16 protein-coding genes and 2 tRNA genes are annotated in these 17,840 nt (G+C 72.7%); 12 read left to right on the top strand and 6 right to left on the bottom strand.

Annotation, left to right across the window (positions count from 1 at the left end; all coding sequences use genetic code 11):
* Nucleotides 1–91 precede the first annotated feature (91 nt).
* Complete coding sequence (locus AOK09_RS06145; RefSeq protein WP_055586088.1) at nucleotides 92–328, bottom strand: mycoredoxin; 237 nt, start codon at nucleotides 326–328, stop codon at nucleotides 92–94.
* A gap of 178 nt (nucleotides 329–506) precedes the next feature.
* Between AOK09_RS06145 and AOK09_RS06150 the strand changes: the two genes are divergently transcribed.
* The 4 genes from AOK09_RS06150 (at nucleotide 507) to AOK09_RS06165 (ending at nucleotide 4,150) form a co-directional block, all read left to right on the top strand.
* Nucleotides 507–2,774 carry an ATP-dependent DNA helicase UvrD2 gene (locus AOK09_RS06150; RefSeq protein ID WP_055586089.1) on the top strand — a complete coding sequence of 756 codons (2,268 nt, stop codon included), beginning with the start codon at nucleotides 507–509 and terminating at the stop codon, nucleotides 2,772–2,774.
* A gap of 180 nt (nucleotides 2,775–2,954) precedes the next feature.
* Nucleotides 2,955–3,293, top strand: a complete 339-nt coding sequence (locus AOK09_RS06155) for a hypothetical protein (protein ID WP_055586090.1) — start codon at nucleotides 2,955–2,957, stop codon at nucleotides 3,291–3,293.
* A gap of 171 nt (nucleotides 3,294–3,464) precedes the next feature.
* Nucleotides 3,465–3,794 carry a WhiB family transcriptional regulator gene (locus tag AOK09_RS06160; RefSeq protein WP_055586097.1) on the top strand — a complete coding sequence of 110 codons (330 nt, stop codon included), beginning with the start codon at nucleotides 3,465–3,467 and terminating at the stop codon, nucleotides 3,792–3,794.
* A gap of 110 nt (nucleotides 3,795–3,904) precedes the next feature.
* On the top strand, nucleotides 3,905–4,150 hold the full coding sequence (locus tag AOK09_RS06165; protein WP_055586098.1) for a hypothetical protein: 246 nt from the start codon (nucleotides 3,905–3,907) through the stop codon (nucleotides 4,148–4,150).
* Between the two features lie 90 nt (nucleotides 4,151–4,240).
* Here the strand turns inward: AOK09_RS06165 and AOK09_RS06170 are convergent, their stop codons facing one another.
* Together AOK09_RS06170 and AOK09_RS06175 are read right to left on the bottom strand one after the other, a co-directional pair.
* Nucleotides 4,241–5,584 (bottom strand): ABC1 kinase family protein, encoded by a 1,344-nt coding sequence (locus tag AOK09_RS06170; protein WP_055586091.1) that lies wholly within the window; start codon nucleotides 5,582–5,584, stop codon nucleotides 4,241–4,243.
* Nucleotides 5,581–6,822 (bottom strand): ThiF family adenylyltransferase, encoded by a 1,242-nt coding sequence (locus tag AOK09_RS06175; protein WP_063795853.1) that lies wholly within the window; start codon nucleotides 6,820–6,822, stop codon nucleotides 5,581–5,583. Before AOK09_RS06175 ends, AOK09_RS06170 begins: the two co-directional genes overlap by 4 nt.
* Before the next feature lie 278 nt (nucleotides 6,823–7,100).
* On the opposite strand from AOK09_RS06175, the gene AOK09_RS06180 reads away from it, so the two are divergent.
* Complete coding sequence (locus tag AOK09_RS06180; RefSeq protein WP_079062799.1) at nucleotides 7,101–7,787, top strand: M48 metallopeptidase family protein; 687 nt, start codon at nucleotides 7,101–7,103, stop codon at nucleotides 7,785–7,787.
* Between the two features lie 288 nt (nucleotides 7,788–8,075).
* On the opposite strand, the gene AOK09_RS06185 is transcribed toward AOK09_RS06180, so the two are convergent.
* Together AOK09_RS06185 and AOK09_RS06190 are read right to left on the bottom strand one after the other, a co-directional pair.
* Nucleotides 8,076–8,648 (bottom strand): NUDIX hydrolase, encoded by a 573-nt coding sequence (locus tag AOK09_RS06185; protein ID WP_055586092.1) that lies wholly within the window; start codon nucleotides 8,646–8,648, stop codon nucleotides 8,076–8,078.
* Nucleotides 8,645–10,216, bottom strand: coding sequence for a zinc-dependent metalloprotease (locus tag AOK09_RS06190; RefSeq protein WP_055586093.1), 1,572 nt, complete (start codon nucleotides 10,214–10,216; stop codon nucleotides 8,645–8,647). Before AOK09_RS06190 ends, AOK09_RS06185 begins: the two co-directional genes overlap by 4 nt.
* Nucleotides 10,217–10,526: 310 nt before the next feature.
* On the opposite strand from AOK09_RS06190, the gene AOK09_RS06195 reads away from it, so the two are divergent.
* From AOK09_RS06195 to AOK09_RS06210, 4 genes are all read left to right on the top strand, one after another.
* Nucleotides 10,527–11,597 carry an SDR family oxidoreductase gene (locus tag AOK09_RS06195; protein WP_055586099.1) on the top strand — a complete coding sequence of 357 codons (1,071 nt, stop codon included), beginning with the start codon at nucleotides 10,527–10,529 and terminating at the stop codon, nucleotides 11,595–11,597.
* A gap of 56 nt (nucleotides 11,598–11,653) precedes the next feature.
* On the top strand, nucleotides 11,654–12,088 hold the full coding sequence (locus tag AOK09_RS06200; RefSeq protein WP_055586100.1) for a molybdenum cofactor biosynthesis protein MoaE: 435 nt from the start codon (nucleotides 11,654–11,656) through the stop codon (nucleotides 12,086–12,088).
* A 127-nt stretch (nucleotides 12,089–12,215) separates the two neighbouring features.
* Complete coding sequence (locus AOK09_RS06205) at nucleotides 12,216–12,398, top strand: hypothetical protein (RefSeq protein ID WP_055586094.1); 183 nt, start codon at nucleotides 12,216–12,218, stop codon at nucleotides 12,396–12,398.
* A 58-nt stretch (nucleotides 12,399–12,456) separates the two neighbouring features.
* Nucleotides 12,457–13,536, top strand: coding sequence for a YlbL family protein (locus AOK09_RS06210; protein WP_055586095.1), 1,080 nt, complete (start codon nucleotides 12,457–12,459; stop codon nucleotides 13,534–13,536).
* A gap of 176 nt (nucleotides 13,537–13,712) precedes the next feature.
* On the opposite strand, the gene AOK09_RS06215 is transcribed toward AOK09_RS06210, so the two are convergent.
* Entirely contained in the window at nucleotides 13,713–14,273 is a 561-nt protein-coding gene (locus tag AOK09_RS06215; RefSeq protein ID WP_055586096.1) for a PPA1309 family protein, read from the bottom strand.
* Nucleotides 14,274–14,425: 152 nt separating this feature from the next.
* Between AOK09_RS06215 and AOK09_RS06220 the strand changes: the two genes are divergently transcribed.
* The 3 genes from AOK09_RS06220 to AOK09_RS06230 all read left to right on the top strand — a co-directional run bounded on the left by AOK09_RS06220 (nucleotide 14,426) and on the right by AOK09_RS06230 (nucleotide 17,719).
* Nucleotides 14,426–17,377 carry a UPF0182 family membrane protein gene (locus tag AOK09_RS06220; RefSeq protein WP_079062801.1) on the top strand — a complete coding sequence of 984 codons (2,952 nt, stop codon included), beginning with the start codon at nucleotides 14,426–14,428 and terminating at the stop codon, nucleotides 17,375–17,377.
* Between the two features lie 66 nt (nucleotides 17,378–17,443).
* Nucleotides 17,444–17,517: transfer RNA gene (locus AOK09_RS06225), tRNA-Met, on the top strand.
* A gap of 128 nt (nucleotides 17,518–17,645) precedes the next feature.
* Nucleotides 17,646–17,719: transfer RNA gene (locus tag AOK09_RS06230), tRNA-Met, on the top strand.
* Nucleotides 17,720–17,840 lie beyond the last annotated feature (121 nt).

Raw genomic sequence — 17,840 nt, forward strand, 5'->3', positions numbered from 1 at the left:
GGCGGGGACGCGGACGGCCGCCGGCCCGCGACCGCACAGGGCGGTCGGGGCCGGCGGCCGGAGTGCTGCTGCCGGGTGCGGCGGGTCGGGGTCAGACGCCCAGCTTGGCCTTCACCTGCGCGAGCGACGGGTTGGTGAGCGCGCTGCCGTCGGCGAAGAGCACGGTCGGCACGGTCTGGTTGCCGTTGTTGACCGACTCCACGAACTGTGCCGACGCCGGGTCGTGCTCGATGTTGACCTCGGTGTAGGCGATGCCCTCGCGGTCCAGCTGCCCCTTGAGACGGCGGCAGTAACCGCACCAGGTCGTGCTGTACATGGTGACGGACATCGCAGCGGGCTCCTTCGCTTGGCTTCGGCATGCGCACGGCGCGCCCACAGCGCGCCTGCTCGTGGGGGAACGCGCCCGGGGCGCGGAACATTCCACGGGAGCTCCCGGTCGTACAAACCCACCGGGCCTGTGGACGACCCGCAGCAGACTGTCCCCGGGGCTTGAGAGGATGGTCGGCATGCAGGCACAGCTCCCCGTTCCGGACGACACGCACCACTCGTACGGCCCCGCCGGTGCAGGGCCGGGCGACGCCGACGCGGTCCTCGCCGGTCTCGACCCCGAGCAGCGGGCGGTCGCCACGGCGCTGCACGGGCCGGTCTGCGTCCTGGCCGGCGCCGGCACGGGCAAGACCCGGGCCATCACCCACCGGATCGCCTACGGCGTCCGCAGTGGCGTCTACCGTCCGCAGCAGGTGCTCGCGGTGACCTTCACCGCCCGCGCGGCGGGCGAGATGCGCGGCCGGCTGCGCCAGCTGGGCGCCGAGGGGGTCCAGGCGCGGACCTTCCACTCCGCGGCGCTGCGCCAGCTTCAGTACTTCTGGCCGCGTGCCGTGGGCGGGGAGGTGCCCCGGCTGCTGGAGCGCAAGGTGCAGCTGGTCGCCGAGGCCGCGGGGCGCTGCGGGATGCGCGTGCAGCGCACCGAGCTGCGGGACCTCACCGGTGAGATCGAGTGGTCCAAGGTCACCCAGATCGTCCCTGAGGACTATCCGGCCGCGGTCGCCAAGGCGGGCCGCGAGGCCCCCCGCGACGCCGCCGAGATCTCCCGGGTGTACGGGATCTACGAGCAGCTCAAGCGGGACCGGGGGGTCATCGACTTCGAGGACGTGCTGCTGCTCACCGCCGCCATCCTGGAGGACCGCCCCGAGATCGCCGAGCAGGTCCGTGCCCAGTACCAGCACTTCACGGTCGACGAGTACCAGGACGTCTCACCGCTGCAGCAGCGGCTGCTGGACCAGTGGGCCGGGCCCGGCGCCAGCCTCTGCGTGGTGGGCGACGCCAGCCAGACCATCTACTCCTTCACCGGTGCCACCCCTGACTACCTGCTGGGCTTCCGCAGCAGGCACCCGGACGCCACCGTGGTCAAGCTCGTCCGCGACTACCGCTCCACCCCGCAGGTGGTCCATCTCGCCAACGGCCTGCTCGCCCAGGCGCGCGGTGAGGCCGCTCAGCACAGGCTGGAGCTGATCTCCCAGCGCGAGGCGGGGCCGGAGCCCGTGTACACGGAGTACCCCGACGAGCCCGCCGAGGCCGAGGGCACCGCCCAGCGGATCCGGGAGCTGATGGCCCGCGGGGTGCGCGCCAGCGAGATCGCGGTGCTCTTCCGGACCAACGGCCAGTCCGAGGTCTATGAGCAGGCGCTGGCCGATCTGGGTCTGCCCTACCAGCTCAAGGGGGCCGAGCGCTTCTTCGAGCGGCCCGAGATCCGGGAGGCGGGCACGCTGCTGCGCGGCGCCGCCCGGGCGGGCGGTGCGGACACGCTCGCGGTGGACGGGCCGGAGCTGGCCGCCCATGTGCGTGCGGTGCTGGCCAGCCGGGGGTTCAGCGCGGAGCCACCCGCCGGGTCGGGGGCGGTGCGGGAGCGCTGGGAGTCGCTGGCCGCGCTGGTGCGGCTGGCCGAGGAGTTCGAGGCACAGCAGCGTGCCGCCGGCCGTCCCGCCGACCTGGCCGCCTATGTCGCCGAGCTGGACGCACGGGCCAACGCCCAGCATGCGCCGGCGGTGGAGGGTGTCACCCTCGCCTCGCTGCACGCCGCCAAGGGTCTGGAGTGGGACGCCGTCTTTCTGGTCGGCCTCACCGAGGGCATGATGCCCATCACCTACGCCAAGACCGACGAGCAGGTCGAGGAGGAGCGCCGGCTGCTCTATGTGGGGGTGACCCGGGCCCGTGAGCATCTCTCGCTCTCCTGGGCACTGGCCCGCTCGCCCGGCGGCCGGGCCGGGCGCACTCCCACCCGCTTCCTGGACGGACTGCGCCCCGGTTCCGCAGCGAGGGGCGTGCGAGCGGGCGGCCGCGCCGGCGCGGAGGGCGGCGTCGAGAAGTCCGGGCGCCGCAACAGAGGCCCGGTGAAGTGCCGGGTCTGCGGCAGGGTGCTGAGTGAGGCGGTGGAGCGCAAGCTGCGCCGCTGCGAGGGCTGCCCCTCCTCGATGGACGAGGCGCTCTTCGAGCGGCTGCGGGCATGGCGTGGTGAGACGGCGCGCACCCATGGGGTGCCGGCCTATGTGGTCTTCACCGACGCCACCCTGATGGCCATCGCCGAGGACCCGCCCGGCAGCGAGCGGGATCTGGCCGGGATCGCCGGTGTGGGGCCCGCCAAGCTGGACAAGTACGGCGCCGACGTGCTGTCGTTGTGCGCGGGGGAGCAACCGGTCGACGGTGCTGCGGAGCCGCCCGGGGAGGGCACGCTCGGCGACGACGGCGAAGAGCCGGAGAACTCGCCCGAAAAATAGTTTGCGCGCTTCGACCTGAGCGCAATAGCCTGCCGAAGCGGCCAAGGGGACGAGGCCGCGGGCCGCACGGATTCCCATCCGTCGCAGCCGCATGACCTTGCACCACAGCACCATCCGACATGCCAACCAGTCGGGGCCCGGGGGACCGGGGCCCGCGAGACGCCGAGAGGAGGCGGGGACGTGGAGACCACAAAGATGATCACGACGATCAAACTGACGGACGAGACCGTTGCCGTCGCCATGGGCGTCTCCGCCGTTGCCGCGCGTCTGCGTGGCGGCGTCGTTCTGGGTGGCACTACCGGTCTGTCCCTTGGCTGGACCCCCGTCGTGGTGGAGCGCAGCGAGCGACCGACCCAGGCACCGAAGGCAGCAGCAGCTACGTACGGCTATGCCCACGCCATCGGTGCCGGCAACCAGCAGGACCAGCAGATTCACCAGGCAGCGACCGATTTTGCGGGCGATGCCGCCAGTTCGATGCGGGCCTTCCGCGGGCTCGAACCCTGGAGAGAACGAACCTGATCGAGCATCAGGTCGGCGCCTCCAGGGCCGCGGAACCCGTCACCGGGATCCGCGGCCCTTCTGTTTGTCCGGTACCACCGCCCCACCGGCCCACAAGGCCGGCACGAAACCGAAGACGAGGAAGACGCAGAAGTGTCCACGGCCACCACACCGCACCCCCCGTCCGTACCGATGACAGAGCCGATCACCCCGGCCGACAAGGCCGGCCCCCCGGAGGTATCCCTGATGCAGATCACCGCGCTGGACGAGGCCGAGAGCCTTGGCGCGACCATCCCGTGCCGTGCCTACGACCCCGAGGTCTTCTTCGCCGAGACCCCGGCGGACGTGGAGTACGCCAAGACCCTCTGTGCCACCTGCCCGGTGAAGGCGGCCTGCCTCCAGGGCGCGCTTGAGCGCCGGGAGCCCTGGGGCGTCTGGGGCGGGGAGCTCTTCGTCCAGGGTGTCGTCGTCGCCCGCAAGCGGCCGCGTGGCCGCCCGCGCAAGACCGAGGTCGCCGCGTGACCGCCACCGCCGTCCGCCCCGACGACGAGCTGCGGATCTCCGTCCGCGTCGCCGCCGCCAAGGCCGACTCCCGCCTCCATGACACCGCGCACCACGAGCAGGACCCCACCATGACCGCGATCGCCGATCCCGCCGTCCGCCCCGAGCAGACCTCCGAACTGACTCTCCAGAACAGGACCCGAGACATGCATCTCATGCACGAAGCCATGGCCCGTGCCCATATGCAACATCTGCACCAGGAGGCCGAGCACGAACGCCTCGCCCGGCGGGTCGTCGCCGCCCAGCGGCTGCGGCGGCGTGCCGAGCGTGCCTCGCTGCGTGCTCGCCGTGCCCTCGCCGTCGCGCTGATGCAGTAACGCGCGGTACGGGCGAGTACACGCTCCTTTCATGAACGGCCCGTCAGGCACCCCAGCGGCCTGACGGGCCGTCTGCTGTCCACGCCGGGGTCAGCCCAGCCCTTCGTCCTCCGCGAACCCGGGCAGCCACTCCAGCATCTCCTCCCGGAACGGCGCCTCCGCGTTCAGCTGGCAGAGCACCCCGATGGTGGAGAGGGTCACCCGGTGGATCAGCAGGTACGACGGGGGAAGGTTGAGCTGCTTGCCCAGGTTGTGGGCGGGGGAGCGCGGGTCGGCGATCCGCGCGGCCTGGGTGCGCATCCAGGCCCGGGTGAAGGTGAAGCGGTCCTTGGCCGCAGGCTCGATCATCGGCCGCAGGTAGTCCAGCACCGCGTCCGGGTCCAGCTCGATGGTGGGCTTGACGAAGCCCTCACTGCGCAGCATCTCCAGCACCGCTCCGGCGTCCCCGGTCAAGGCCATCCGCAGGGCGGTTCCCACCGGCAGGGGAAGACCCTCGGGCAGGCGGTCCACCGTGCCGAAGTCCATGACGCCGAGTTGCCACTCGCCGGGGCGGCGGTGGTCCTCGATCAGCCGGAAGTTCCCCGGGTGCGGGTCGGCGTGCAGCAGTCCGGTACGGGCCGGTCCGGCGAAGAGGAACCGCACCAGCAGCTGGCCGGCCCTGTCCCGCTCCTCCTGGCTGCCCCTGGCGATGATTTCGGCCAGCGGTACGCCGCCCAGCCACTCGGTGACCAGCACCTGGTCGGCCTGGGCCACCACGGCCGGTACCCGGATGTCGGGGTCGTCCAGGAACTCGTCGGCGTGGATCTGCTGGGCCTTGGCCTCCAGGCCGTAGTCCAGTTCCTCCGAGACCCGCTCGCGCAGTTCGGTGATCAGGGGCTTGATGTCCAGCCCGGGGATCAGTGGGCCGATCAGCCTGGCCACCCGGGCGAGCTGGTTGAGATCGGAGAGCAGCGCCTCACCTGCCCCCGGATACTGCACCTTCACCGCGACCGCGCGGCCGTCCTTCCACACTCCCCGGTGGACCTGCCCGATCGAGGCGGCCGCTGCGGGCCGGTCCTCGAACTCCAGGAAGTCATCGCGCCAGGCCTCCCCCAGGCGCTCCGCGAGCACCGAGTGCACGGTGGCCGCGGGCATCGGCGGCGCCGCGTCCTGAAGCTTGGTCAAGGCCGCCCGGTAGGGGCCGGCCACTTCTTCGGGAAGCGCCGCCTCGAAGACGGACAGCACCTGCCCGAACTTCATGGCCCCGCCTTTGAGCTCCCCCAGCACCTTGAAGAGCTGATCGGCGGTGCGCTGCTGCATCTCCGCGGCGACCACATCGGCGGGCCTGCCGCCGATGCGCTTCCCCAGCCCCAGGGTGGCGCGGCCCGCTATCCCCAGAGGCAGGGCCGCGAGCTTCGCCGTACGCGTCACAGCCTTGCGTGGAAGATCGCTCACACTGGCCTCCCTGGTGCCCGGCCGCCGGACCCCCGCGTGGTCGCGGGGAGGCGGTTCCCCCCGCCATTGTGCCTGCCGGTCTCACCACTTCCGCTCGACCCCGCCCGTGGAGCGGGCCCGCTCCACCGGTTCTGCGCAGGCGGTCCGCCGGCCGCCCCCTCGTCTCCGTACCAGCCGCACCCGCAGTCGGGGTGGAGCTTCATCCGCAGACGTCTTGCCATGCCGTCCGCCGCGGACACCTCCAACAGGCCGTCCACACTCGGCGGCCGTACGCCGTCCAGCAGCATCAGCACATGCAGCGAGGCCAGGCCTGCCACCGCCGTGGCCAGTGCGGTGTCACAGGCGGGAGTACGGGCACGAGCCGCCCCGTCCGTGCAGAGCTGGGCCAGCAGGCGGGCCCAGGCCGGGTCGCGGTCACCGCGGTGCAGTGCTACGCAGCCACCGCATGCGGAGGCCCCGGGGAGCACCAGCGGTCCCACCACACCCAGGTGCTCGGCCACTCCCGCGTGGAGGTGCGGGATCCCGGCCCGCATCAGCTGCTGCCCCTGCGCCGGATCGGCGGCCAGCCCGGCGGAGCCGTCACGCGGCGCCAGCACCACCAGATGAGGCCGGCCCGGGCCGGGGGCTCCGGCCGGTGCACCGCCGCCGCCCTCCCCCGAGGCGCGCTGCACCGCCTCCCGCGCGGCGGAGGTCCGCAGCCGCCCGACATCCCGCGCAGGAACACCTGCCGGTGAGCAGTCACCGGCGGTGACCCGCCCCCGGTCGACCACCTCGACCGAACCCACCCCGGCGGCCGCGAGCAGTGCCGCCACCGATGCGCCGACCCGCCCCGCGCCCCGCACCTGCACCGAGGCCCGGGCACGGGCCTCCAGCAGGGCGGGCGCCGCACCGGGCTCGGGATGGACCAGGGAGAGCGATGCAAGATCCGGGGACAGCCGCCCGCGCTCCGCAGCGGGCAGTCGTTCCAAGGTCTGCTGTGCCCCCGCGTCGTCCAGCAGTCCCGCCTCGGCCAGCGAGCGGAGCAACTGCCGGGTGGGATCGGCTCCCACGCCCAGCCGCTCGCCCTCCGCGACCAGCTCCTCGGTCTCCCTGCTGCCGTCCACCAGGTCGAGGAAGGCGCTCATCGCCGGTGCCACGCCGTCCAGCACCACGGCGCGCTCGGCGACGGCGCCGAACTGCAGTACCTCGCGCTCCCGCCAGGTGCGGGGCAGAGCGGGCTTGAGCATGGGACGGAGCATCCCGGGCCTCCTTTCGCGGTGTGAGAAAGAGCATGCCGACGGGTCGGGCGCCGCGGAAAGTCCGGTATCCACAGCCGGCCGTGATCGTCTGATCATCTTCTTGCGGCCTGTGGACAACCCTGGCGCTCTCCTGCAGGGATCGGATCGAACGGGCCTGGAGGATTGCCGTGATCGTTCCTGAACATCATGGTTTGCCCCCTCGGGCACGACCTTCGGCGGCAGCGGAATCCGGCCAGGACGGGGGACTTCTGTCACCGCCACCAGGTAACGTCGTCGCCGTGGCAGCCGAACCGGACTCCCATCCATCGGCGCCGCGTCGGCGTGCCCCGGGGACTCCCGGGCACGGGTCCGCGGCGCAGACCTCCGATGTCGAGGTACGCCGCAGTGCCCGCCGCCGGCGTACCGTCTCCGCCTACCGCGAGGGCGACCGCACCGTCGTGCTGATCCCGGCGCGGATGTCCGCCGCGGAGGAGAAGCGCTGGGTGGCGCTGATGCTGGACAAGCTTGCCGCCCAGGAGAGCAGGCGCGCCCTCGGTGACGACGCCCTGGCCGCCCGTGCCCGGGAGCTCTCCGACCGGTACCTCGGCGGCCGGGCGGTGCCGGACCGCGTCCGCTGGGTCACCAACCAGAACACCCGCTGGGGGTCGTGCACCCCCGCCGAGCGCTCCATCCGGCTCTCGCACCGGCTGCAGGGCATGCCCGAGTACGTCGTCGACTATGTGCTGCTGCACGAGCTGGCCCATCTCCTGGCGCCCGACCACGGGCCCCGCTTCTGGGCGCTGCTGGATGGCTACCCCCGCACCGAGCGGGCCCGGGGCTATCTGGAGGGGGTGGTGGCGGCCTCCCGGCTGCCGCACCTGCCGGAGGCACGGACGGGCGGGGACGATCCGGCGGCGGACCGGGCGTACGAGGGGTCCTCAGCGGACGGGCAGAGCGGTGAGCCCCGGTACGGGGACTGCCACTGACGGCTCCGCCGTCCAGCGCCTCACCTGCAGGAGAGCCGTCCACCGCCTCACCCGCAGGGCATCAGACCTGACGGCTGTGCAGCCGCGCCCGACCGGGGCGCCGCAGCCGGCACCGTCACCCGGAGGCTGCGAGCCGGCAGGCGCCGGCTTCGGACAGCCGGCCGTCGTCCGCCCCGGCGAGCCGCAGCCCCCGCAGTGCATCCCCCGCACATCCCCTGCGGGGACAGGCGGGCCGCCCGGGCACCGGCCGGAGGAGGCCTCCCGGGCGGCCGCGACCGCCGACCGCGCTCAGCCGACGAGTTCCCGGGCCCGGGCGACCAGGCTGCGCACCGAGCGGTCGGCCAGCTCGGGCAGCGCGTCATAGGAGAACCAGCGCAGGTCCAGCGACTCCTCGCTGATGGTCGCCTCCGCACCGGGCGGCGCCACGGCCACGTACTGGACGTCCAGATGGACGTTCTCCGGACGGTCGCGGCCGGTGCAGCGCACCCGGTGCCGGTCCAGCCGCGCGGGCCACGGCCGTCCGCCGGACTCCAGCAGCCGCAGCCCCGTGATCCCGGACTCCTCGGTGGCCTCCCGCAGCGCGGCGGCACCCAGCAGGGCGTCCCCGGGCTCGCAGTGGCCGCCCATCTGCAGCCACCGGCCCACCTTGGGATGCAGGGTGAGCAGAACCCGGCCGTGGGCGGGGTCCACCACCACCGCGCTGGCGGTGATGTGGGCGGGCAGGCACGACCGCCACAGGCCGTCCGGGTGGGCGAGCAGGTGGTCCAGGTAGTCCAGCCGCAGCTGCTCCTGGGCGATGTCCTGCGCCTGCGGCGCGGTCCACTCCTTCAGTACCCGCACGGCGTCGTCGTGCAGCGTCATGCGGTGGCCCCGCCCTTGCCGTCCTCGCCCTTGCCGTCCTCGCCCTCGTCCTGCCCGAGCTTTCGCGGACCGTCCTGCTCGCCGCCGGAGCCACCGTCCTGCGGGCCGTCCTGCGGGGAGCCGGCGGGGCGGTCCAGGTCGGAGAAGTCGAATCCGCTGAGATCCAGCTCCTCGCGGTGGACGAAGCCGTCCGGGTCGTCGAGGTCGTCCGCGGTGGGCAGCATGTCGGGGTGGCCCCACAGTGCGTCGCGGCCCTCCAGGCCCCGGGCGTCGGCGAGCGACGCCCACAGCCGGGAGGCGTCCCTCAGCCGCCGGGGCCGCAGCTCCAGACCGACCAGGGTGGCGAAGGTCTGTTCGGCGGGACCGCCGGACGCCCTGCGGCGCCGCAGCGTCTCGCGGAGCGCCGCGGAGTGCGGCAGATGCGGGGCGGCGGCGGCGTGCACCACCGCGTCCACCCAGCCCTCGACCAGGGCGAGTGCGGTCTCCAGCCGGGCCAGCGCGGCCTTCTGGGCGGGGGTGTCCTCGGGCTGGAAGACGCCGCCCTGGAGGGCCTCCTGCAGCGCCTCCGGGTTGCCCGGGTCCAGCTGGCCGACCATGTCCTCCAGCCGGGCGGTGTCCACCTTGATCCCGCGCGCGTAGGCCTCCACCGCGCCGAACAGGTGCTGCCGCAGCCACGGCACATGGGCGAAGAGCCGCTGGTGGGCGGCCTCACGCAGGGCGAGGTAGAGGCGGACCTCGTCGGCCGGGACGTTGAGTCCCTCGCCCAGCTTCTCGATGTTCTGCGGCAGCAGCGCGGCGCGCCCGGACGGGCCCAGCGGCAGGCCGACGTCGGCCGACCCCACCACCTCGCCTGCCAGCGCGCCCAGCGCCTGACCGATCTGGGTGCCGAACATGGCGCCGCCCATGGAGCGCATCACGCCCAGCAGCGGCCCGGCCATGGCCTGCATCTCCTCGGGCACCACACCGCCCATGGCGGCCGCCACCTGCTCGGCGACCGGGTCGACCAGGTCCTTCCAGACCGGGATGGTGGCCTCGATCCACTCCGCGCGGCTCCAGGCCACGGCGCTGCCCGCGCCGGAGGGGAAGTCGGTCACCGAGTCCAGCCACAGGTCGGCCAGCCGGACCGCCTCGGACACGGCGGACCGCTCGCCGTCGCTGACCGAGCGGTCCTTGCCGCCGCCCTCGGCGTCCCCGGCGACCACGGTCTGCCGGGCGATGTCCTTGGCCAGGTCCCAGTTGACGGGGCCGCCCTCGAAGGACAGCATCTGGCCGAGCTGCTGGAAGGCGGCCCCGAGGTCCGCCGGGTTGAAGGCGCCGCCCATCATCGCCGCGAACGGGTTGTCGCCGGAGCCCGCACCGGGTGCGCCGCCCGCGCCGAACAGTCCGCCGAGCGGATTGCCGCCGAAGCCGAAGGGGTGCTGTGGGGTACCGCCGGATTCCTGTCCGGAGCCGCCGCCCTTCCCGCCGCCGGAGCCCTGACCGGAGCCGGACCCCTCGCCGCCCTTGCCGGGCTTTCCGTCCTCGGGCTCCTCGGAGGGGACACCGAATCCGAAGGGGATGTCGCTCACTGGTTCCTCGATCTCATCGGCCGTCACGGGGTGCTGTGGCGGGCGTCTGGCCCGTCCGAGGTCGGGCGGCTCCGGCCGCGGTGCGGACAGCCTCTGGGCGGCCCGCCCGTGCCGGGTGCACCGCCTTGCCCTCGCCTCGGGCAGGATGGTCGGTACGTGACACACGTACGTACGCAACAAAACTAACCGTGGAGGATGGCCGGTGAGTTCCCCGCCTTCGGACGTTCGCTCTGGGCTGACCGGGGACGGGGAGGGCTCGGCCGCCCCGTCCGGTGGGCCCGGCCGCGAGACCCGGCCGGCCGCCGCCCCGGTGCCGTACGACGGCCGGCCGCTGGTCGTCGCGGTCACCGGCGCCGCCTCCGGGCTGGGCCGGATGCTGGCGGCCCGGCTGGTGGAGTCGCCGGGGGTGCGCCGGGTGCTGGCCGTGGACGAGCGCCGCGGTGACGTGCCCGGGGTCCAGTGGCGGGTGCTGGACGTCCGCGACCCGGCCGTCGCCGAGCGGCTGCGCGGCGTGGACGTGGTGGTCCACCTCGCGCTGGACCTCGGCATGGAGTCAGACCCCAAGGTCCGCAGCGCCTACAACGTCCGCGGCACCCAGACGGTGCTGACCGCGGCCGCGGCGGCCGGGGTGCACCGGGTGGTGCTCTGCACCTCCGCCATGGTCTACGGGGCGCTGCCGGACAACGAGGTCCCGCTGGCCGAGGACGCGGAGCTGCGGGCCACCGAGGAGGCGTCCCTGGTCGGTGACCTGCTGGAGATCGAACGTCTGGGCCGCCGCGCGCCGCGGGTCCACCCGGGCATGAGCGTCACCGTGCTGCGCCCCGCCGTGGTGGTCGGTCCCGGGGTCGACACCGTGCTCACCCGGCACTTCGAGGCGCCCCGGCTGCTGGTGGTCTCGGGGTCGCGGCCGTGCTGGCAGTTCTGCCATGTCGACGATCTGGCCTCCGCGCTGGAGTACGCCGTGCTCGGCAAGGTCGAGGGCGAGGTCACGGTGGGCTGCGACGGCTGGCTGGAGCAGGAGGAGGTGGAGCAGCTCTCCGGCATCCGCCGGATGGAGCTGCCCGCCTCGCTGGCGCTGGGCACCGCCGCCCGGCTGCACCGGCTGGGCCTCACCCCCGCGCCGGCCGGCGACCTGGCGTACACCATGTATCCCTGGGTGGTCTCGGGGAGCCGGCTGCACGAGGCGGGCTGGCGTCCGGCATGGACCAACGAGGACGTGCTGGCCGAGCTGCTCTCCCAGGTGGCGGGCAACCACGCGGTGGCCGGCCGTCGCCTGGGCGGCAAGGACGCCGCGACCACGCTGGGCGCCGCGGGCGCCACGGTGGCCCTGGTGGGCACGGCCGCACTGGTCCGGCGGGCCCGCAGACGGCGACGCGGCTGACGCAGCCCCGGTGATCTTGCCGGGCGGTGTCAGCGGGAGGCCGTATGGTGGTGTCCATGCCGGAGACCCCCGACACCGTACGCCTGCTCGCTCTGCGCGACACCCCGCTCTCCCTCGACGAGGTGTACGCGGCGGTGGGCGACACCTCGGCGGGCGGCACCGCCGTCTTCGTGGGGACCGTCCGCGACCACGACGGCGGCCGGTCGGTCACCTCGCTGACCTACAGCGCCCACCCCACCGCCGAGCGCGAGCTGCGCCGGGTTGCGGAGAAGGTGGCGGCCGACTATCCGGTCAGAGCCCTGGCGGCCGTGCACCGGGTCGGTGAGCTGGCGGTCACCGATGCCGCGGTGATCGTCGCGGTCTCCTGCCCCCATCGTGCCGAGGCCTTCGCGGCCTGCCGCCGGCTGATCGACGACCTCAAGCACGAGGTGCCGATCTGGAAGCACCAGGTGTTCGAGGACGGCGAGGAGGAGTGGGTCGGCGCCTGCTGACCGCTCCGTTCCGGCCCCGCCCGGGGGCCGTCACCCATCCGGGCGAACACAGTGGGAGGGGCGCGCACCGCGCCCACCCGAACGGTGGATAATCTGCTCATAGACACCATGAGCTGGGAGTACGGGTATGGGCGCGCTCGCCTGGTTGGTCATTCCGGTCATCGCGGTTCTCGCCGCCGCCGTCTGGGCCGCCTGGGCCGCACGGCCCCCCAAGGCCGCGGGTGACGGCGCGACCCTGGCCGACTACGAGCGGTTCCGCGCCGCCCTGGAGCGCAGCACCGTCGGTGCGGCCCCCGCCGAGCGGTCCTGAGCGCCCGTCCCCCGGGGGCGGGACGCGCAGGTCGGCGCCTGTCCCGTACTGTCGTGGCATGCCACGCCGCTCGGCGACGATGCTCGCCGCCACTCTGCTGCTGATAGCGATGCTGTGCGTCTCCGTCCTGCCGATCATGAAGGTGCCGTACTCCGAGATGAGCCCGGGCCCCACCTACAACACCCTGGGGCAGCAGAACGGCAAGCCTGTGATCAGCATCTCCGGCCGCAGGACGTATCCCACGAGCGGGCATCTGAACATGACCACCGTCCAGGTGACCAGCGCCGACTACCAGCCGAGCCTGGTCTCGGCGGTGATCGGCTGGCTGCGCGGTGACGTCGCGGTGGTGCCGCACGCCAACCTCTACCCGGACAACCAGACCGAGCAGGAGGCCGAGCAGCAGAACGCCGAGGAGTTCGCCTCCTCGCAGGACAGCGCCAAGGCGGCGGCGCTGCACGAGCTCGGCTACAAGGTCGGCACCGATGTGATCGTGGAGTCGGTGGTGGCGGGCTCCCCCTCCCAGGGGCGGCTGCACGCCGGCGATGTGATCAAGGCGGTCGACGGTACGGCGGTCACCGCGCCGGAGCAGGTCGCCAAGCTGGTCACCAAGCACAAGCCGGGCGAGCGGACCGTCTTCACCGTGCTGCCGGCCGGGCAGTCGGGCAGCGCGGGCAAGGGCGGCGCGACCAAGGACGTCACCGTCACCACCGTGAAGGCGCCCGACGGGGACCGGGCCATGGTGGGCATCCAGCCCGGCACCAGCCACAGCTTCCCGTTCTCCATCGACATCGGCCTGCAGGACGTCGGCGGCCCCAGCGCCGGGCTGATGTTCTCGCTGGGCATCATCGACAAGCTCAAGCCCACCGACATCACGGGCGGCAGGTTCATCGCGGGCACGGGCACCATCACCGACAGCGGCCAGGTCGGGCCGATCGGCGGTATCTCCATGAAGACCATCGCCGCCCGTGACGCCGGGGCGCAGTACTTCCTCACCCCCGCGGACAACTGCGCCGAGGCGGCCAGGAACACCCCCGGCGGACTCACCCTGGTCAGGGTGGGGACGCTCGACGACGCGCTCAAGGCCCTGGACCAGATCCGCAGCGGCCACACCGGCGCCCTGCCGTCCTGCTCCCGTTAGGCGCCGGGCTCCCGTCAGGCGCCCTCTTCCGTCAGGCCCCGGGCGAGACGTCGTCGTACCCCCGGACGGGCCCCGCAGCCGGGGCCCGGTCCGGTTCCGGCCGGGAGCGCGGAGCCGCACCGCCGGCGGCCGCGGCCTCCGGCGGTGCCCGCCGCGTACGGCGGCGCGGCGTGGGCTCAGGCGAAGGTCGCCAGCAGGGCCTCGGAGAGCCCCGGCACCAGCTCGGCGCCGGTCAGCACCTCGCGCTCGGAGTCCTTGGCCCGCAGCCGCAGCGCGGTCTCCCGGGTGCCGTCACGCAGTACCGCGGCGGTGATCCGCACCTCCTGGCGCTCCGGGTGATCGGCGGCCCAGGCCGCCAGCTGCCGCTCGTCGGCACCCTCGGGCAGCTTCGCCTCGGCCCCCGGCGGCAGCATCAGCCGCTCCACCACCAGGGCGCAGCCGGAGACCACGTCCGGCCAGGCGATGGTGCCCAGGAACTCGTCCAGCGCCATGCCCTCCGGCAGCTCGTCCTGCTCCACCGGCGTCAGCCCGTCGGCCTGGCCCTCCTCCAGCCCCAGCTGCTCGGCCAGGGCGGGCTCGGTGGCGAGCAGTCGGCCGGTGTCCACCAGGGCGAACAGCCGGGCGGGCAGGTCCCAGCCCATGGTGGCCGCATAGCCGTCGATCTCCAGCACGGCGCGGGTCAGCGGGGTGGCGGCCGGGGGGAGGGCGGCCTCGGAAGTGTCGGGGTGCTCGGACATGGCCCTATCCTCACACGCCGGGGAGCGCCCGCCCCAATGCTGTCCGCCCCCTCGGGAACTCGTGTAACCGCCGGGTAAGTTGCCTATCTGACGCTGACCGACCGAGCCGCTGGCCGACAGAGACGACAGAGGTGTGCACCTTGGTATTCCAGATGCCGGACCGCGGAGGGCCAAGCCCCTCCGGACCCCGGTTCAGAGTCGGCGCGTCCTCTCGGCGCTCCCGCGCCCTGCTGCTGACGGCGGCCGTGCTCGCGGTGCTCGCGGTGCTCTTCGTCGTCTTCGCCGGCTTCTGGACCGACTGGCTGTGGTACCGCTCGGTGCGCTACACGTCGGTCTTCACCACCCGGCTGTGGACCAAGACCGGGCTCTTCGCGGTCTTCGGCCTGCTGATGGCGCTGGCCGTGGGGTTCAACATCTGGCTGGCCCACCGGCTGCGGCCGCCGCTGAGCGCCATGTCCGTGGAGCAGCAGAGCCTGGACCGCTACCGGCTGGGGGTCGCCCCGTACCGCCGGTGGCTGCTGCTGGGGATCTCCCTGATCGTCGGGCTGATCGCCGGTGGCTCCGCGACCGGTCAGTGGCGGACGTGGCTGCTGTGGGTCAACGCCACCCCGTTCGGCACCACGGATCCCCAGTTCCACAAGGACATCTCCTTCTACACCTTCGACCTCCCCTGGTACCGCTTCCTGCTGAACTTCGGCTTCAGCGCCGCGGTGGTCTCGCTGCTGGCGGCCGCGCTGGTGCACTACCTGTACGGGGGCCTGCGGCTGCAGGGCCCCGGACGCCGGGTCTCCACCGCGGCGCAGGGCCACCTGGCCGTGCTGCTGGGGGTGTTCGTGGCGTTCAAGGCGGTGGCCTACTGGCTGGACCGCTACGGGCTGGCGCTGAAGTCCGGCTCGATCCGGGGCAGCGGCGCCTGGGCGGGCCTGCGCTATGTGGACGCCAACGCCTATCTGCCGGCCAAGAGCATCCTCTTCTTCGTCGCCGTCATCTGCGCGGTGCTCTTCTTCATCACCCCGCTGCGCCGCACCTGGTCGCTGCCGCTGATCGGCTTCGGACTGCTGGTGCTGTCGGCGCTGCTGATCGGCGGGCTCTACCCCGCGATCGTCCAGCAGTTCCAGGTGAAGCCGAACGAGGCCAAGAAGGAGGCGCCGTACATCAAGAAGAACATCGACGCCACCCGGGCCGCGTACGGCATCGACGGCTCCACGGTCGAGCAGTACCCGGCCGCCGCCACCCCGGACAAGGACGCGCTGGCCAAGGACACGGGCACGCTGGACAACATCCGGGTGCTGGACCCCAACATCGTCTCGCCCACCTTCACCCAGCTGGAGCAGCAGCGCGGCTACTACTCCTTCGCGGCGCCGCTGGACATCGACCGCTACGGGTCGGGGGACAACGTCCAGGACACCGTGGTGGGCGTGCGGGAACTCAACCTCTCCGGTGTGCCGACCCGCAACTGGGTGAACGACCACTTCAAGTACACCCACGGCTATGCCGTGGCGGCGGCCAAGGGCGACACCGTCACCCAGGACGGCGACCCGGACTTCACCCTCTCCGGTCTGCCGCCCAAGGGTGACTTCCCCTCGGCCGACCGCTGGCAGGTCTACTTCGGGGAGCAGACCACCACCTACTCCATCGTCGGCGGCGCCAACAAGGAGCTGGACTACTACGACAGCGACCACCGCAAGGAGGTCACCACCACCTACGACGGCAGCGGCGGGGTGTCGCTGGACAGCCCGCTCACCCGGGCCGCGTACGCGGTGAAGTTCTCGGAGCCGCAGCTGCTCTACTCCGGGGCGATCACCCCCGGGGCGAAGATCATGTACGACCGCACGCCCAAGGAGCGGGTCGAGGCGGTCGCGCCGTGGCTCTCCATCGACGGGGACCCCTACCCGGTGGTGGTCGGCGGCAAGGTGCTCTGGGTGGTGGACGGCTACACCACCAGCAACGGCTACCCCTACTCCTCCCGCACCACGCTGGGCGACGTCACCGCCGACTCGCTGACCGGCGGCAACCGGGAGGTGCTCACCCAGGCGAACCAGGTCAACTACATCCGCAACTCGGTGAAGGCGACCGTGGACGCCTTCACCGGCGAGGTCACCCTCTACCAGTGGGACGCCAAGGACCCGGTGCTCAAGACCTGGATGAAGGCCTTCCCCGGCACCGTGAAGCCGACGTCGGCGATCGACCCCGGTCTGATGCAGCACCTGCGCTACCCGCAGGACCTCTTCAAGGTGCAGCGCGACCTGCTGACCCGGTACCACGTCACCGACCCGGCCGCCTTCTACGCCTCCAGTGACGTGTGGAAGGTCCCCACCGACCCGACCAGCAGCTCCGGCGCGGACCAGCCGCCGTACTATCTGACGGTCCGGATGCCGGGGGAGAGTTCGGCCTTCTCGCTCACCACCAGTTTTGTGCCCAACCGCCGGGACAACCTCGCCGCCTTCATGGCGGTCAACGCCAATCCCGGTCCGGACTACGGCAAGATGCGCATTCTCACGATGCCGGAGAAGAGCGGCGGGGGCACGATTCCCGGGCCCAAGCAGGTGCAGGCGAAGTTCAACTCGTTCCCCGGTATCGCCACCGACATCAACCTGTTGAAGCGCGGGGATTCCACGCTGGAATACGGCAACCTGCTGACGCTGCCGGTCGGAAACGGGCTGCTCTATGTGGAGCCCGTATACGTCCGGGGCGCGGGGGTGAACTATCCACGGCTGCGCAAGGTGCTCGCGGTCTATGGCGGCAGCGACAACATCGCCTACACCACCACCTTGTCCCAGGCCCTGAAGCAGGTGCTGGACGTGACCGCGGGGCCGGCCCAGCCGACACCCACCCCCACCCCGGCGCAGGGCGGCGGTGGCACCGCTCCGGCTCCCGCGAGCCCGGATGTGCAGAAGGCGCTGCAGGATGCCCAGAAGGCCTTCGAGGCAGGTCAGGCCGCGCTGAAGGCCGGTGACTGGGCCGAGTACGGCAAGCAGCAGAAGGCGCTGCAGGACGCCCTGGCCGCGGCTGTGAAGGCCCAGACCCCGGGCACCGCGCCCTCCGGCTCGCCCTCGGCGACGCCCTCCGGCAGCCCGTCGCCCACGCCCAGCGGCACACCGTGACGGCGGGGCGGGGGGCGTCCTCGGGACGCCCCCCGCCCGGCGCGTGCTACGGTAGAGGCACAACGACGCGGGGTGGAGCAGCTCGGTAGCTCGCTGGGCTCATAACCCAGAGGTCGCAGGTTCAAATCCTGTCCCCGCTACTCCGTCGGAAGGCCCGGTGCATCAGCGCCGGGCCTTCTGCTTTCCGGTGTCGCGCCCGTTTCCCGGGCCGTTCGGGAAACCGATTCGTGCTCCCGGCCCGGCGCGTGCTACGGTTGAGACACAACGACGCGGGGTGGAGCAGCTCGGTAGCTCGCTGGGCTCATAACCCAGAGGTCGCAGGTTCAAATCCTGTCCCCGCTACTCCGTCGGAAGGCCCGGTGCATCAGCGCCGGGCCTTCTGCTTTCCGGTGTCGCGCCCGTTTCCCGGGCCGTTCGGGAAACCGATTCGTGCTCCCGGCCCGGCGCGTGCTACGGTTGAGAC

It is taken from the genome of Peterkaempfera griseoplana (genome assembly GCF_001418575.1).
GTDB lineage: Bacteria > Actinomycetota > Actinomycetes > Streptomycetales > Streptomycetaceae > Peterkaempfera > Peterkaempfera griseoplana.

Coding starts and splice junctions, on each gene's coding strand:
- AOK09_RS06145 (WP_055586088.1), bottom strand. CDS start 328: ATGTCCGTCACCATGTACAGCACGACCTGGTGCGGTTACTGCCGCCGT.
- AOK09_RS06150 (WP_055586089.1), top strand. CDS start 507: ATGCAGGCACAGCTCCCCGTTCCGGACGACACGCACCACTCGTACGGC.
- AOK09_RS06160 (WP_055586097.1), top strand. CDS start 3,465: ATGACAGAGCCGATCACCCCGGCCGACAAGGCCGGCCCCCCGGAGGTA.
- AOK09_RS06165 (WP_055586098.1), top strand. CDS start 3,905: ATGACCGCGATCGCCGATCCCGCCGTCCGCCCCGAGCAGACCTCCGAA.
- AOK09_RS06175 (WP_063795853.1), bottom strand. CDS start 6,822: ATGCTCCGTCCCATGCTCAAGCCCGCTCTGCCCCGCACCTGGCGGGAG.
- AOK09_RS06185 (WP_055586092.1), bottom strand. CDS start 8,648: ATGACGCTGCACGACGACGCCGTGCGGGTACTGAAGGAGTGGACCGCG.
- AOK09_RS06200 (WP_055586100.1), top strand. CDS start 11,654: ATGCCGGAGACCCCCGACACCGTACGCCTGCTCGCTCTGCGCGACACC.
- AOK09_RS06205 (WP_055586094.1), top strand. CDS start 12,216: ATGGGCGCGCTCGCCTGGTTGGTCATTCCGGTCATCGCGGTTCTCGCC.
- AOK09_RS06210 (WP_055586095.1), top strand. CDS start 12,457: ATGCCACGCCGCTCGGCGACGATGCTCGCCGCCACTCTGCTGCTGATA.
- AOK09_RS06215 (WP_055586096.1), bottom strand. CDS start 14,273: ATGTCCGAGCACCCCGACACTTCCGAGGCCGCCCTCCCCCCGGCCGCC.
- AOK09_RS06220 (WP_079062801.1), top strand. CDS start 14,426: ATGCCGGACCGCGGAGGGCCAAGCCCCTCCGGACCCCGGTTCAGAGTC.